Origin of the sequence: Amycolatopsis sp. NPDC051045 (assembly GCF_040682955.1) — a bacterium.
In the GTDB taxonomy this organism is placed as follows: Bacteria; Actinomycetota; Actinomycetes; order Mycobacteriales; family Pseudonocardiaceae; genus Amycolatopsis.
The window spans coordinates 182978-196959 of the sequence record NZ_JBFBCC010000006.1 but is presented as its reverse complement, the minus strand read 5'-3'; the positions used below and the strand labels follow the sequence as shown (position 1 = coordinate 196959).

The window sequence follows — 13982 nt, the reverse complement described above, 5'->3', positions numbered from 1 at the left end:
ACCTCACTGCACGCCGGCGTGAGGGCAATTGCGGAGCCCGGCATCGCGCCGATCTTGTTGCCAAAGGATCACGCGGTCGTGGCGATCCCTCCGTCGACGGGGACGACGGTGCCCGTCAGGTAAGCGCCTGCCCGGCTGGCGAGGAACACGGCGACACCCGCCATGTCGTCGTCGCGGCCGATCCGGCGCAGCGGGGCCGCCGCCGCGATCGCCTCGCCGAGCTCCTCGAGGGTGGCAGCCATCATCGTCGACGGGAACGGTCCCGGCGCCACCGCGTTCACCGTGATGTGCTGCGGGCCCAGTTCCTTGGCGAGCACTCTGGTGAGTTGGTGCAGCGCAGCCTTGCTGCTGGAGTACGAGTAGTTGGGCCGCTGGGGGATGTGGATGGCGGCGATGCTGCCGATGTTGATGACCCGTGCGGGATCATCGGCCGTCCCGGCGTTGCGAAGTGCCGGCAGCAGCGCCTGCACCAGCCAAAACGGCGACTTCAGGTTGAGGTCGATGACCGTGTCCCAGGCCGCGTCCGGGAACGTCTCCAACGGCTCGTCCCACATTGCGCCCGCATTGTTGACGAGGATGTCGAGACTCCCGCCGTCGGCCGTGACGAGGTGGGAGAGGCGCTCACACTCTTCGTGCCGGGACAGATCGGCGGGGACCGCCTGGACGTCGCCGTATTCGGACAGCTGTTCCTGCGCCTGAGCGCACGCTTCTGCGTTGCGTGAGCTGATGACCACGCGGGCGCCCGCCTGGAGGAGCCCGCGCGCGATCATCATCCCGATGCCCCTGGTGCCACCGGTGACGAGGCCGCGCTTACCGCTCAGGTCGAAAAGCTCTGTGTGCGTTGCGAATCGGCTGTTCACCACTTGTCGCCTTTCTTGTTGGTCGCCCGGCATCCCTATTCCGCGTTCACCGGCAGCAACCCGCGCTCGTCGAAGACCTTCTTGGCCGTGAAGGTCGCGTTCAGCGCCTTCGGAAATCCACAGTAGACAGCGGAGTGCAGGAGCGCCTCGACGATCTCCGCCGGCGTGAGGCCGACGTTGAGCGACGCGTTGACGTGCACTTCCAGTTGCGGCTCACAGCCGCCGAGGGCGGTGAGCATGCCGAGGGTCACCAGCTGCCGGTCGCGCGGCGCCAGCCCCGGCCGCGAGTAGATCTCCCCGAACCCCCAGGAAACGACGGCCTCGCCCAGCGCGGGGGAGACGTCGGCGAGCGCGTCGATCACCCGCTGCCCGCTCTCGCCGTCGATCTCGGTCAGGGTCTTCAGGCCACGCTCGAAGCGCTCGTCGGTCATGTCGGTTCCTTTCCCCAGCGATCTTGTCTCGAACGACGCTAGGGCCTGGAGCGCGCTCCAGGTCAAACGTGACGGCCACCCGGATCACGAATATGGGGTCTGGTGAAGGGTCGCGATACCGGCCAGAAAGATGTCGACCCCCGCGAGGAATTGTTGCCGGTCGTCGTGTTCGCGCAACTGCGTCGCCGCCTTGTGCACGAAGGGGTACTGCGCTGGATCGAGTGATGCCCATCGGTCCGACACGCTGGTGAGAAAGGCCGTTCGATCCGCCTCGTCGGCGGCGAGCAGCCGGGCGTTCGCGGCATTCTGCCCCGCGACGCCGAGGACGTAGTTCACGAGCGCGCCCGCCGCGTCGAACAGGGCCCGGTCCGGAACATCGAGACGGGCGAGCCGCCCGCCGATGCTCTCGTAGATGTCCAGCAGCGCGGGGCGCCACGGTTCCCGGGAGAGCTGAGCACCGACCCAGGGGTGGGCGTCGATCGCGTCGAACAGGCCCAGTGCCACCGTGCGCAGGGCTTCCCGCGGCTCCGCGTCGACGACCACGTCGCTCAGCACGCGGGCGATGACGTCGTCGGTCGCCGCGGCGAGCAGGTCGCTCTTGTTCGCGACGTGGTGGTAGATCGCTCCGTAACCGGTGCTCAGGCGCGCGGTGAGCGCGCGGAAAGTCAGCGCCGCCTCGCCGCCTTCGTCCAGGATCTCGGCCGCGGCCTTGACGATCAGCTCCTTGGACAGCCCGTCGGTGCGGCGCGGGGCTCGTTTCGTCATGCACCGATCATCGCACGGTTGGAACGTCGATCCAAACTTGTGTTAGCGTGGTGATTGGAACGACGATCCAACCAACCTCCCGGAGGAAGTCATGACGGTCGCGATCATCGGAGCCGGCCTCGGCGGTCTCGTGCTGGCCCGCGTCCTGCACCTGCACGGCATCCCGGTCACGGTCCACGAGGCGGAACCCTCGCCGGCCGCGCGCCGCCAAGGCGGAATGCTCGACATCCACCCGTGGAACGGCCAGCCGGCGCTGGCCGCGGCCGGCCTGACCGAGGGATTCCGCGAGCTCGTCCTGGCGGGCCGCGAGTCCGCCCGCGTCCTCGATCGCCAGGGGACCGTGCTGCTCGACCAGCCCGACGACGGCACCGGCGAGCGTCCCGAAGTGCAGCGCGGCGAGCTGCGGCAGCTGCTGCTCGATGCGCTGCCGCCCGGCACCGTCCGATGGGGACACAAGGTCACCGGCGTGCGGACCCTCGGGGAAGGCCGCCACGAGGTCAGCCTGGCCGACGGCACCACCTTCGGCACGAGCCTGCTGGTCGGCGCGGACGGCGCGTGGTCACGCGTTCGGCCGTTGCTCTCCGGCGCCACGCCCGAGTACGTCGGCGTCTCGGTCGTCGAGACCTTCCTGTTCGACGGCGACACCCGCCATCCCGCCGCCGCGAAGGCAGTCGGCGCCGGAGCGCTCTACGCACTCGCGCCGGGCAAGGGAATCGTCGCGCATCGGGAGAGCGGCGGGACTCTGCACACGTATGCGCAGCTGTACAAACCCCAGGCCTGGCTCGCCGGGTCGGATGACGCCACCGTGCTGGCGCGGGTTGTCGAGGAGTTCGACGGCTGGGCCCCCGAGCTGATCGCGCTGATCGCCGACAGCGACACCCCGCCGGTCGTGCGCCGCCTCTGCACGCTGCCGGCCGGGCACCGCTGGGACCGCGTCCCGGGGGTGACCCTGCTCGGCGACGCGGCGCACCTCATGCCCCCGAACGGCGAAGGCGCCAACCTGGCCATGCAGGACGGCGCCGAACTCGGTCAGGCCATCGCCGCGCACCCCGGCGACGTGGAGGCCGCACTCGCCGGGTACGAAGCGGCGATGTTCCCGCGCGCGGCCGCGGAGATGGCGGACGAGGACATCTACGCGATCCTGTTCGGCGAGGACGCACCGCACAGCATGGTCGCCTTGCTGACCGGAGCCGAGAGCGCGGCGAAGTAGCGCCGTCTCAACGCTGCAGCCGGCCGGAGATGCCGTCGAGCAGGAAGTCGAGCCCGATGCGGAAGGTCTCGTCGGCGTCCAGGTGGGCGGCATCGCGGACCACCTTCTCCAGCGCCGGGAACCGGCCGGTGGCGAAGGTTCGTTCCAGGTAGGGCCCGAAGGTGGCCTGCCACTGCCGCTGGTCCATCCCGGAGGTCCGTTCGGCCCGGCGCTCGGCGATTTCCCGGCGCACCGCGCCGATCACGTACGCATCGACCGCGGTCACCAGCGGCATGACCATGTCCACGTCGACGTCGCCCAGCGCGGCCAGCACGGCCTCGCCCCTGGCCAGCGCGTTCGGGCCGAGCTGCGGCCGGCCACCGATCAGGTCGGCGAACCATTCGTGCCGGTGGACGGCCTGCCTGGTCAGTTCGGCCACGGAGCGCAGCACTTCACGCCACCCGTCGCCGGCCGGCCGGATTTCGGCGTGCACCGCGTCGACCATCAAGTCGAGCAGCTCGTCCTTGGTGGCGATGTAGCCGTAGAGCCGCATCGGCCCGACGTCCAGCGCGCCGGCGATCTTGCGCAGCGACACCGCCTCCAGGCCGGCCTCGTCGGCCAGCTCGATCGCCGTCCGGACGATCAGTTCCCGGCTCAGCGGGGCCGGCACCGGCCGATCCGGCGGCTCCGGCCGTTCCCACACCAACATGGCGGTGACAATACAACGCACTCTGCGATACACTGTATCGAGACATACGCTGTATCGAAGGGGGACTCATGAGCATCGCCATCGTCGGAGCCGGACTGGGCGGCCTGGCGCTCGCCCGCGTGCTGCACGTGCACGGCATCGAGGCCGTCGTGTACGAACGTGAACCGTCGCGCGACGCTCGCGGTCAGGGCGGCATGCTCGACATCCACTCCGGGCAGCGGGCGCTGCGCGAGGCCGGGCTGATCGACCAGTTCTTCGCGATCGCCCGAGGGGAAGGCCAGGACATGCGCCTGCTCGAGCCGGACGGCACCCTGCTGCTGCAGGAGGACACCCCGGACGACGCCCCGCTCCTGCGGCCCGAGGTGGACCGTGCCGACCTGCGCGACCTGCTGCTGGACTCCCTGCCCGAACACTCGGTGCGCTGGGGCCACGCGTTCGAGTCCGCCGGCGACGGCGTGCTGCACTTCGCCGACGGCCGCAGCGCGCCGTACGACCTGCTGGTCGGCGCGGACGGCGCGCACTCCCGGGTCCGCGCGCTGCTCACCGACGCCCGCCCGGAGCACATGGGCCAGAACGCCGTCGAGGTCGGTATCCCCGACATCGACCGCACGCACCCCGACCTCGCGGCGATGGTCGGCCGCGGCAACTACTGGGTGCTCGGCGACGGAAAATCCTTGGCGGCGCAGCGCAACGGCGACGGCCGCGTCCGCATCGGCATCAGCTTCTACAACACGGACGAGGACTGGTTCGCCACCAGCGGCATCCCGTTCGACGACCCGGCCGCCGCCCGGGCGCGCCTGATCGACCTCCTCTCCGGCTGGCACCCGCGCTTCACGGCCCTGATCGCGGCCTGCGACGACACGGTCGTGCCACGATCGATGACCACGCTCCCGGTCGGCCTGACCTGGCCGTCGAGGGGCGACGTCACCCTGGTCGGCGACGCGGCCCACCTGATGCCCCCGGTGGGCGAAGGCGCCAACATGGCCCTGATCGACGGCGCCGTGCTGGCCCTCGCGCTCGCGGCACACCCGCACGACCACCCCGCTGCGGTCAAGGAATACGAAGAGGAGATGTTCGAACGCACCAGCGCGGCGGCGCGGATGTCCGCGAAGATTCAGGAACTGCTGATGTCGCCGGACGCCAGCCGCAGAATGCTCGAGTTCTTCCAACCGCGCTGAAGGTCACCGGTCGGGAGGGGATGCCGAGGTGCAGGTGGCGGCGGGGCTACCCTGGAAGCCGATGACCGAGAACCAGGCACCCAGGGCGTACCAGATCCGCACCTTCGGCTGCCAGATGAACGTGCACGACTCCGAGCGGCTCGCCGGGCAGCTCGAGGAAGTCGGCTACGTTCCGGCCGCCGCCGGGGCCAAGCCCGACCTCATCGTGTTCAACACCTGCGCCGTCCGGGAGAACGCGGACAACAAGCTGTACGGCACCCTCGGGCACCTGCGCCCGGACAAGATCGCGAACCCGGACCTGCAGATCGCCGTCGGCGGGTGCCTCGCCCAGAAGGACCGCGGGGAGATCGTCAAGCGGGCGCCGTGGGTGGACGTCGTGTTCGGGACGCACAACATCGGGTCGCTGCCCACGCTGCTCGAGCGCGCCCGGCACAACGCCGAGGCCGAGGTCGAGATCCTCGAATCGCTCGAGACTTTCCCCTCGACGCTGCCCGCGCGCCGTGAATCGTCCTACGCGAGCTGGGTGTCCGTTTCGGTCGGCTGCAACAACACCTGCACCTTCTGCATCGTCCCCGCCCTGCGCGGCAAGGAACGCGACCGGCGGCCCGGCGAGATCCTCGCCGAGGTGGAAGCGCTCGTCGCCGAGGGCGTGCTCGAAGTCACGCTGCTCGGCCAGAACGTCAACTCCTACGGCGTCGAGTTCGGCGACCGGCTGGCGTTCGGCAAGCTGCTGCGCGCGTGCGGCACCGTCGACGGCCTCGAGCGCGTCCGGTTCACCTCGCCGCACCCGGCGGCGTTCACCTCCGACGTCATCGACGCCATGGCCGCGACCCCGAACGTCTGCCCCCAGCTGCACATGCCGCTGCAGTCCGGGTCCGACCGGGTCCTGCGCGAGATGAAGCGGTCCTACCGCTCGGCGCGCTTCCTGAACATCCTCGACGAGGTCCGCGCGGCCATGCCGGACGCGGCGATCACCACCGACATCATCGTCGGCTTCCCCGGTGAGACCGAGGAGGACTTCCAGGCGACCCTGGACGTCGTGGCGCAGGCCCGCTTCTCCAGCGCGTTCACGTTCCAGTACTCCAAGCGCCCCGGCACGCCGGCCGCGACCATGGACGGCCAGTTGTCCAAGGCGGTCGTGCAGGAGCGCTACGAGCGCCTGGTCGAACTGCAGAACGCGATCTCCTGGGAAGAGAACAAGAAGATCGTCGGCCGCCGCGTCGAGCTGCTCGTCGCCGAGGGCGAGGGCCGCAAGGACGCCGAGACCCACCGGATGAGCGGCCGCGCCCGCGACGGGCGGCTGGTGCACTTCACCCCGACCGGCGCCCAGGTGGACCGCGCGGTCCGCCCGGGAGACGTCGTCGAGACGGTCGTCACCTACGGCGCGCCGCACCACCTGGTGGCCGACGGCGACCTGCTGTCCCACCGGCGGACGCGGGCCGGCGACAACGCGGAGGCCGGGCTGCGGCCGAAGACGAGCGGCGTCACGCTGGGCCTGCCGGGCTTCGGTGCCCCGGCGGCCCGGCCCGAACCGGTGAGTGGGTGTGCGCTGTGACCGACCCCAAGGGCGACGGCGACCTGGCCGAGCTGGCCGCCGAGATCGACGAAGCGGGTGCGCACGCGTCCCGCACGGTGGAGCTGGGCCGCCGCGGGTTCACCATCGCGGTGTTCACGTTCGTGCTGCTGATCTGCCTGATCCTGCCGTGGGTCGGCGACCACGCGGGCTGGCAGGTGCTGGCCGGCGAGGGCGGCGGCATCCCGCAGCTGTTCGCGGCGACGTCGACCGGTGTCGGCATCCTCGCGTCGGCGCTGGCGCTGGTGACGCGGCGGTGGTGGCTGGCCTGGGTCTGCGCCGCGGGCGGCTGGTTCGCCTCGGTGGACGGGCTGCTGGCCATCTGGTCGCAGCAGTCGTCGCACGCCGTCGGGTCCGCGGGTGGCGGCCCCGGCTTCGGCATGGTCATCGCCTGGATCGCGATGATCTGCCTCGCGGTGCAGTGGATGCGCACGGCGTTCTCGCGCTCCTGAAGGCCGGTGGGGACCAGGCTCAGCCGACTCGCAGGGTCAGGGTGCTCGCCGAGTACGCGGCGGCGTACAACGTTGTCTCGGGGTGGTAGAGCCGCAGCGAGACCGTGGCGCTCAGGCTGAAGCTGAGCCGGAACGTGAAGCCACCGTTCGGCCGGCAGGTGGTGTCGGCGAGGTTCACCCACGCCCCGCCTTGCAGCTGCTGCACGATGACGGTTTCGAGGGACTGGGTGCCGTCGGCGCGGGCCGCGTCGAGCACCTTCAGATTGCCCTTGAGGTCGACCTTCTCGTTGACCTTGACGTGGTCCTTGGCCAGCTTTCCGTCGACCTTCACCTTCCCCTTGCCGGCTTCGGCGGAGGAGGTGAGCGGAGCGGCCCCGGCCGGAGCGGCGAGCGCCGGGACGAGCCCGGCGAGGGCGATGCTGATCACCAGCGCGGAGAGGATCCTGCTGGCGCTGTGGGGTGTCCTGGTCATGATCAGAGTGGAGCACCGGGAGGGGCGGGAAGCGCGCGGAAACCCCCGGTCGGGGCGGTGACCGAACCCCATCGGGTGGTCCGTCGGCCGAAAACCCCTCCCGCAGGGCAGGGCCCGCCCTCCCTGGGGGCTGCCCCCGCTTCCAGCGTATCGGCGCCCACCGACAAAACGGCCCGGAAACCGAGCCGAGCGGCCGGCTTGTCCACATCACAACGGCGCTGTGGACAAACCGCAAAAGGCCCCCTCGCCGGCTGGAAGTGCCGGCAAGGAGGCCTTTTGCGGAAAGCGACCTCAGTGGCTGGACGTGCCGGTAAGGGGCCTCTCCGGGAAACGACCTCAGAGGTCGTGACGTCAGCGGAAACGACCTCAACGGTCCGCGACTGCAGTGGTCAGCGACCTCAGCGGTCCGCGACCGCCGCCTCCGCGGCCTGGAGCCACTCGCGCCACTGCGCCGCCTGCTCGTCGGCCTGTTTCGCCCGGCGCTCGTCGCCCGCGGCGCGCGCCTTGGCCGCCTGCGATTCGAACTGCGCGACGCGCTCGCGGAACTGCGCGGCCCGGGCCTGGGCCTCCGGGTCGGTGCGGCGCCAGCGGTTGTCCTCGGCCGACTTGACCGCGTCCTGGACCGCCTTCAGCCGGCCGTCGAGCTCGCGGATGCGCTCGCGGGGGACCTTGCCGATCTCGTCCCACTGCTCCTGGATGCGGCGCAGTGCGCTCTTCGCCGCCTCGAAGTTCGCCGCCGCGTCGATCTTCTCGGCTTCGATGAGCAGTTCCTCCTTGCGCGCCGCGTTCTGCGAGAACTCCGCGTCACGCTCGGAGAACACCGCGGACCGGCGGGCGAAGAACTTGTCCTGCGCCGCGCGGAACCGCTGCCACAGCGCCTCGTCGCTGTCCTTCGGCGCCCGGCCGGCGGCCTTCCACTCGGTCATCAGGTCCTTGTAGCGGCCGGCGGTTTCGCCCCAGTCCTCGGACTCGCTGATGGCCTCGGCCTCGGCGATGAGCTCTTCCTTGCGCGTCTTGGCGGAGGCGCGCTGCTTGTCCAGCTCGGCGAAGTGCGACCCGCGCCGCCGGTTGAACCCTTCGCGGGCCTTCGAGAACCGCTTCCACAGCTCGTCGTCGGTCTTGCGGTCGACGCCCTTGACCGTCTTCCACTCGTCGAGGATCGCGCGCAGCCGGTCGCCCGCCGCCTTCCACTGGGTGGAGTCGGCGGCGATCGTCTCGGCCTCCTCGGCCAGCGCCTGCTTGCGGACGACCGCCGCCGCGCGGGCCTCCTCGCGCTCGGCCTTCGCGCTGGCCAGAGCCTTCTCGGCGTGCGCGATGACGTACTCCAGCCGCGCGGCGAGCGCGGCCAGGTCGCCGACCACGGCAGCCTCGGACAGCCCGTCCCGGATCTGGGTGGCACTCGACAGCGCGTGCTTCGGGTCGCCGGCCCCGGAGATCAGCCGGGTTTCCAGCAGCTCGACCTCGGTGCGCAGGTCGTCGAAGCGGCGCGCGTAGTGCACCAGGCCCTCGTCGGGAGTGCCTGCCTGCCAGATGCCGACGGCGCGTTCGCCCTCGGCGGTGACGACGTAGACCGCGCCCTCGTCGTCGATCCGGCCCCAGGTGGACGGGGTGGGTTCGGCGGGCGGCACGGGCGGGGCGGCGTGCCCGGCGTGCAGCGCGTGCGGCACCGGGTGCGGGGCCGGGGTACCGGTGGAAGTGTTCTCCTGGGCCATCGCAGGCTCCTTATCGCCTGTACGCCCGCTCGCGCGGGCGCCCCGCCGTGGAGCGGGGCCGGGTAATGCGGTCGTCACGGGCCGTGCTCGGATGCTACGGCCCCACGCGGCATTCAAGCAGCTCAGCGCGCACCGTGGTACTGGATGGGCCACTCGAAGCTCGTGATCCTACTTCCGGTGGACGCTCCGTGTCGGCCCGCAGGTATCGTCAGCCGCCGTGAGCAGCCCGTCCGTACCCCGTCCCGTGGCGGTGGTCGGGCCGACGGCCACCGGCAAGACCGCGCTCGCCGTGGACCTGGCCCGCGAACTCGGCGGGGAGGTCGTCAACGCCGACGCGATGCAGCTCTACCGGGGCATGGACATCGGCACGGCCAAGGCGACCGAGGCCGAGCGCGGCGGTGTGCCGCACCACCTCCTCGACGTGCTGGAGGTGACCGAGACGGCGTCCGTCGCGGTCTACCAGCGCGACGCGCGGGCCGAGATCGAGCGGCTCCTGGCCGCCGGCCGGGTGCCGGTGCTGGCCGGCGGGTCCGGCCTGTACGTCCAGGCGGTGCTCGACGACCTGCGGTTCCCCGGCACCGACCCGGCGGTGCGGGCCCGGCTGGACGCGGAAGCGGCGGCGCTCGGCACGGCCGCGCTGTACACCCGGCTGGAGGAGCGCGACCCGGTGGCCGCCGCCAAGATCCTGCCGACCAACACCCGGCGGATCGTGCGCGCCCTGGAAGTCATCGAAATCACCGGCGAGCCGTTTTCGGCGAACCTGCCCGAGCCGGGACCGGCCCGCTACGGCACGGTCCTGATCGGCGTCGACCGGGCAGCGGCCGAGCTCGACGAGCGCGTCGACGAGCGCGTCCGGCGGATGTTCGCCGCCGGCCTGGTCGACGAGGTGCGCGAACTGCTGGGGCGCGGCCTGCGCGAGGGGAAGACGGCGTCGCGGGCGCTCGGGTACCAGCAGGTTCTCGCCGAGCTGGACGGCGAAGGCGACTTCGACGCGGCCGCCGCGGCGACGGCTCAGGCGACGCGGCGCTTCGTCCGGCGGCAACGGTCCTGGTTCCGGCGCGACCAGCGGATCCACTGGTTCGACGGTGCCGATCCCGGCCTGGCCGCGCGCGTCCTGGATACCCTGGGGCGGTAATCTTGCCCCTATGGGCGGAATCGAGTTCCTCAAGGGGCACGGCACGCAGAACGACTTCGTGCTGCTCCCCGATCCGGCAGGCCGCCTCGAGCTGACCGAGGCCAGGGTCGCCGCGCTGTGCGACCGCCACCGCGGCCTGGGAGCCGACGGCGTGCTGCGCGTCGTCCGCGCCGCCGCCCTCGGCCGGCCGTCCGCGGGCGAGTGGTTCATGGATTACCGCAACGCGGACGGGTCGATCGCGGAGATGTGCGGCAACGGCGTGCGCGTGTTCGCCCGGCACCTGGTCGACGCGGGCCTGGCCACCGAGGGCGAGTTCGTCGTCGGCACCCGCGCGGGCGACCGCCCGGTGGTGGTGCACCCGGACCGCTCGGTCACCGTCCACATGGGACCGGCGACGATCACCGGGACCTCGGTCACGGTGGTGGCCGGCCGCCCGTTCTCCGGCGTGGCGGTCGACGTCGGCAACCCGCACCTGGTGTCCCTGCTCGACGGCGACGTGGCGGAGCTCGACCTGCGCGACCAGCCCGACTTCGACCACGACGTCTTCCCGCACGGCGTCAACCTCGAGTTCGTCAACCGCCTCGGCGAGGGCGCGCTGCGGATGCGCGTGCACGAGCGCGGGGTGGGGGAGACCCGGGCGTGCGGCACCGGCACGGTCGCCGCGGTGGCGGCGGCGTTCCACCTGGCGGGCACGGACACCGGCAGGTCCACAGTGGACATCCCCGGTGGCCGCGTCGAGGTGACGGTGTCCCGCGGAGCGTCGACGTTGTCGGGCCCGGCGGAGATCGTGGCACGCGGCGAAATCGACGACGCCTGGTGGGCCGCCGCCGGTTCCTGAGCCGGTTGTCCACAGTCCGGCGGTGATGTGGACAACCGGGCCCGGACGGCGGCTGTTTCGGCCTGTCGTCGGCCACCCCCGATACACTGGAAGCGGGGCCGGTCCCCCGGAGAGGGCGGGGGCTGGGGTCAGGCCCGGGCGCCGACTTCCACCTCGAGCGTGAGGGCGCCGTCGCCGTTGCGAGTGGTCACGTCCGCGATCGCGCCCGCCAGCCGGATGTCCGGCTCGACCTGCGCGAAGCGGTCCAGCACCTCAGCCGGAGCCGTCACCGTCAGCGTCTCCACCGCCGAGCGCATGGACACCTTCGCGTCCGTCTTCGCCCGGCGCACCGCCGCGATCACCTCGCCGGCCAGGGTCAGCAGCTCCGGATCACCGTCGGCAGCCGGCGGGACGGGCCACGGCGCCCGGTGCACCGAGCCCTCCTGCCACCACGACCAGACCTCCTCGGTCGCGAACGGCAGGAAGGGCGCGAACAGCCGCAGCACCGCCGACAACGCCGTCACCAGCGCCGCCTGGGCCGAAGAAGCCGCCGACGGGCCCAGGTCGCCGTACGCGCGGCCCTTCACCAGCTCGACGTAGTCGTCGCAGAACGTCCAGAAAAACGTCTCCGTCACCTGCAGCGCCCGCGCGTAGTCCAGGGCTTCCAACGCCGCCGTCGCCTGGGAGACCACCGAAGACAGCGACGCCAGCAGCGCCCGGTCCAGCGGCTCGGTGGCCACCGCGGACCCGGACGGCACGCCGAGGCCCAGCACGAACCGGCTCGCGTTGAGCAGTTTCGTCGCCAGGCGCCGCCCGACCTTCATCTGGCCCTCGTCCACTGCCGTGTCGACGCCGGGGCGCGCGCTCGCCGCCCAGTACCGCACCGCGTCCGAACCGTGGCGCTCCAGCATGTCCACCGGCGTCGTCACGTTGCCCTTGGACTTCGACATCTTCTTGCGGTCCGGGTCGAGCACCCAGCCCGCGATCGACGTCTCCCGCCACGGCAGCACGCCGTGCTCCAGCTCCGCGCGCACCGCCGTCGAGAACAGCCAGGTGCGGATGATTTCGTGCGCCTGCGGCCGGAGATCCATCGGGAACACCCGCGCGAACAGGTCGTCGTCGACGCTCCACCGGCCGACGATCTGCGGCGTGAGCGACGACGTCGCCCACGTGTCCATCACGTCGGGATCGGCCACGAACCCGCCCGGCACCCCACGCTGCTCCGCCGTGAACCCGGGTGGGACGTCGCTGCTCGGGTCGACCGGCAGGACGTCCGGCAGCAGACGGGCGTCGTAGTCCGGCTCGCCGTGGGCGTCCAGGCGGTACCACAACGGGATCGGCACGCCGAAGAACCGCTGGCGGCTGACCAGCCAGTCGCCGGCCAGGTTCTCCACCCACGACGAGTACCGGACGCGCATGTGCTTCGGCACCCAGCCGATCTCCTCGCCGCGGGCCAGCATGCGAGCCCGGAAGGCGGCGTCGGTCCCGCCGTTGCGCAGGTACCACTGCCGGCTGGCGACGATCTCCAAGGGCTTGTCGCCCTTTTCGTAGAACTTCACCGAGTGCGTGATCGGCCGCGGCTCACCGCGCAGGGCCCCGGCTTCGCGCAGCAGGCCGACCATGATCTCGCGTCCCGTGTGGACGGTCTTGCCGACCAGCGGCGCGTACGCCTCGGCCGGTACCCCGGAAGGCGCGTCGGGCAGGAACCGGCCGTCGCGGCCGAGCACCACCCGCGTGGCCAGCCGCAGCTCTCGCCACCACGTGACGTCGGTGGTGTCGCCGAAGGTGCACACCATCGCGATGCCGCGGCCCTTTTCCGGATCCGCCAGGTGGTGCGCCACCACGGGCACCTCGACGCCGAACACCGGCGTCCGCACGGACGTCCCGAACAGCGGCTTGAACCGCTCGTCGTCCGGGTGCGCCACCAGTGCGACGCACGCGGGCAGCAGCTCCGGCCGGGTCGTCGCGATCACGACGTCCGAGCCGCCGGGCCCGGTGAACGCGAGGTCGTGGAAGGCACCCGGGCGTTCGCGGTCCTCCAGCTCGGCCTGGGCGACGGCGGTGCGGAAGGACACGTCCCAGAGCGTCGGAGCTTCGGCCTGGTAGGCCTCGCCGCGCTCGAGGTTGCGCAGGAACGCGCGCTGCGAAATCAGCCGGGACTCGCGCCCGATCGTCTGGTAGGTCATCGTCCAGTCGACCGACAGCCCGAGCCGCCGCCACAGTTCTTCGAAGACCTGCTCGTCGGTCTCGGTCAGCAGTTCGCACAGCTCGACGAAGTTCCGCCGCGACACCGCGACGACGTCCTTGCCCGGCTTCTCCGGCGGCCGGAAGCCCGGGTCGTAGGGCAGCGACGGCTCGCAGCGGACGCCGAAGTGGTTCTGCACCCGGCGCTCGGTCGGGAGACCGTTGTCGTCCCACCCCATCGGGTAGAACACCTCGAGCCCGCGCATCCGCTTGAACCGCGCGAGGACGTCGGTGTGGGTGTAGGAGAACACGTGCCCGATGTGCAGCGACCCGCTGACCGTCGGCGGCGGGGTGTCGATCGAGTAGATCTCGTCCCGGGTCTTCGTGCGGTCGAAGCGATAGGCGCCGGTGGATTCCCATACGGGTACCCACTTGGCCTCCAGACCGTCGACACCGACCTTGTCCGGGACTTTCGGGCGCTCGTACGGGGTACTCATGAAGCAAC

General features: G+C 71.4%; 13 protein-coding genes. 6 read left to right on the top strand and 7 right to left on the bottom strand.

The features are described 5' to 3' along the window. Positions 1–68: 68 nt before the first annotated feature. The 3 genes from AB0M80_RS17310 to AB0M80_RS17300 all read right to left on the bottom strand — a co-directional run bounded on the left by AB0M80_RS17310 (position 69) and on the right by AB0M80_RS17300 (position 2056). On the bottom strand, positions 69–863 hold the full coding sequence (locus AB0M80_RS17310; RefSeq protein WP_364565779.1) for an SDR family oxidoreductase: 795 nt from the start codon (positions 861–863) through the stop codon (positions 69–71). A 32-nt stretch (positions 864–895) separates the two neighbouring features. Continuing rightward, the gene (locus tag AB0M80_RS17305) at positions 896–1291 is read right to left on the bottom strand and encodes a carboxymuconolactone decarboxylase family protein (RefSeq protein ID WP_364565245.1); all 396 of its coding nucleotides are present in this window, start codon (positions 1289–1291) and stop codon (positions 896–898) included. Between the two features lie 84 nt (positions 1292–1375). Continuing rightward, positions 1376–2056, bottom strand: a complete 681-nt coding sequence (locus AB0M80_RS17300) for a helix-turn-helix domain-containing protein (RefSeq protein ID WP_364565243.1) — start codon at positions 2054–2056, stop codon at positions 1376–1378. A 91-nt stretch (positions 2057–2147) separates the two neighbouring features. Between AB0M80_RS17300 and AB0M80_RS17295 the strand changes: the two genes are divergently transcribed. Then, complete coding sequence (locus AB0M80_RS17295) at positions 2148–3266, top strand: NAD(P)/FAD-dependent oxidoreductase (protein ID WP_364565241.1); 1119 nt, start codon at positions 2148–2150, stop codon at positions 3264–3266. A gap of 7 nt (positions 3267–3273) precedes the next feature. Here AB0M80_RS17295 and AB0M80_RS17290 read toward each other — a convergent pair whose 3' ends face one another. Beyond that, positions 3274–3954 carry a TetR/AcrR family transcriptional regulator gene (locus AB0M80_RS17290; protein ID WP_364565240.1) on the bottom strand — a complete coding sequence of 227 codons (681 nt, stop codon included), beginning with the start codon at positions 3952–3954 and terminating at the stop codon, positions 3274–3276. Positions 3955–4022: 68 nt separating this feature from the next. On the opposite strand from AB0M80_RS17290, the gene AB0M80_RS17285 reads away from it, so the two are divergent. From AB0M80_RS17285 to AB0M80_RS17275, 3 genes are all read left to right on the top strand, one after another. Continuing rightward, the gene (locus AB0M80_RS17285; protein WP_364565237.1) at positions 4023–5132 is read left to right on the top strand and encodes an FAD-dependent monooxygenase; all 1110 of its coding nucleotides are present in this window, start codon (positions 4023–4025) and stop codon (positions 5130–5132) included. 61 nt (positions 5133–5193) lie between these two features. Continuing rightward, positions 5194–6687: a tRNA (N6-isopentenyl adenosine(37)-C2)-methylthiotransferase MiaB gene (gene miaB / locus AB0M80_RS17280; protein ID WP_364565235.1), complete on the top strand. Its 1494-nt coding sequence runs from the start codon at positions 5194–5196 to the stop codon at positions 6685–6687. Then, positions 6684–7157 carry a hypothetical protein gene (locus AB0M80_RS17275; RefSeq protein ID WP_364565232.1) on the top strand — a complete coding sequence of 158 codons (474 nt, stop codon included), beginning with the start codon at positions 6684–6686 and terminating at the stop codon, positions 7155–7157. Before miaB ends, AB0M80_RS17275 begins: the two co-directional genes overlap by 4 nt. A 19-nt stretch (positions 7158–7176) precedes the next feature. Here the strand turns inward: AB0M80_RS17275 and AB0M80_RS17270 are convergent, their stop codons facing one another. After that, a complete protein-coding gene (locus AB0M80_RS17270) occupies positions 7177–7629 on the bottom strand; it encodes a hypothetical protein (protein ID WP_364565230.1) in 453 nt (150 codons plus the stop codon). 398 nt (positions 7630–8027) lie between these two features. Next, a complete protein-coding gene (locus tag AB0M80_RS17265; protein ID WP_364565227.1) occupies positions 8028–9341 on the bottom strand; it encodes a DUF349 domain-containing protein in 1314 nt (437 codons plus the stop codon). A 217-nt stretch (positions 9342–9558) separates the two neighbouring features. On the opposite strand from AB0M80_RS17265, the gene miaA reads away from it, so the two are divergent. Both miaA and dapF read left to right on the top strand, forming a co-directional pair. Beyond that, on the top strand, positions 9559–10476 hold the full coding sequence (gene miaA / locus AB0M80_RS17260; RefSeq protein ID WP_364565224.1) for a tRNA (adenosine(37)-N6)-dimethylallyltransferase MiaA: 918 nt from the start codon (positions 9559–9561) through the stop codon (positions 10474–10476). Positions 10477–10486: 10 nt separating this feature from the next. After that, the gene (gene dapF, locus AB0M80_RS17255; protein ID WP_364565221.1) at positions 10487–11314 is read left to right on the top strand and encodes a diaminopimelate epimerase; all 828 of its coding nucleotides are present in this window, start codon (positions 10487–10489) and stop codon (positions 11312–11314) included. A gap of 128 nt (positions 11315–11442) precedes the next feature. Here dapF and valS read toward each other — a convergent pair whose 3' ends face one another. Further along, positions 11443–13974, bottom strand: coding sequence for a valine--tRNA ligase (gene valS / locus AB0M80_RS17250; RefSeq protein ID WP_364565218.1), 2532 nt, complete (start codon positions 13972–13974; stop codon positions 11443–11445). Positions 13975–13982 lie beyond the last annotated feature (8 nt).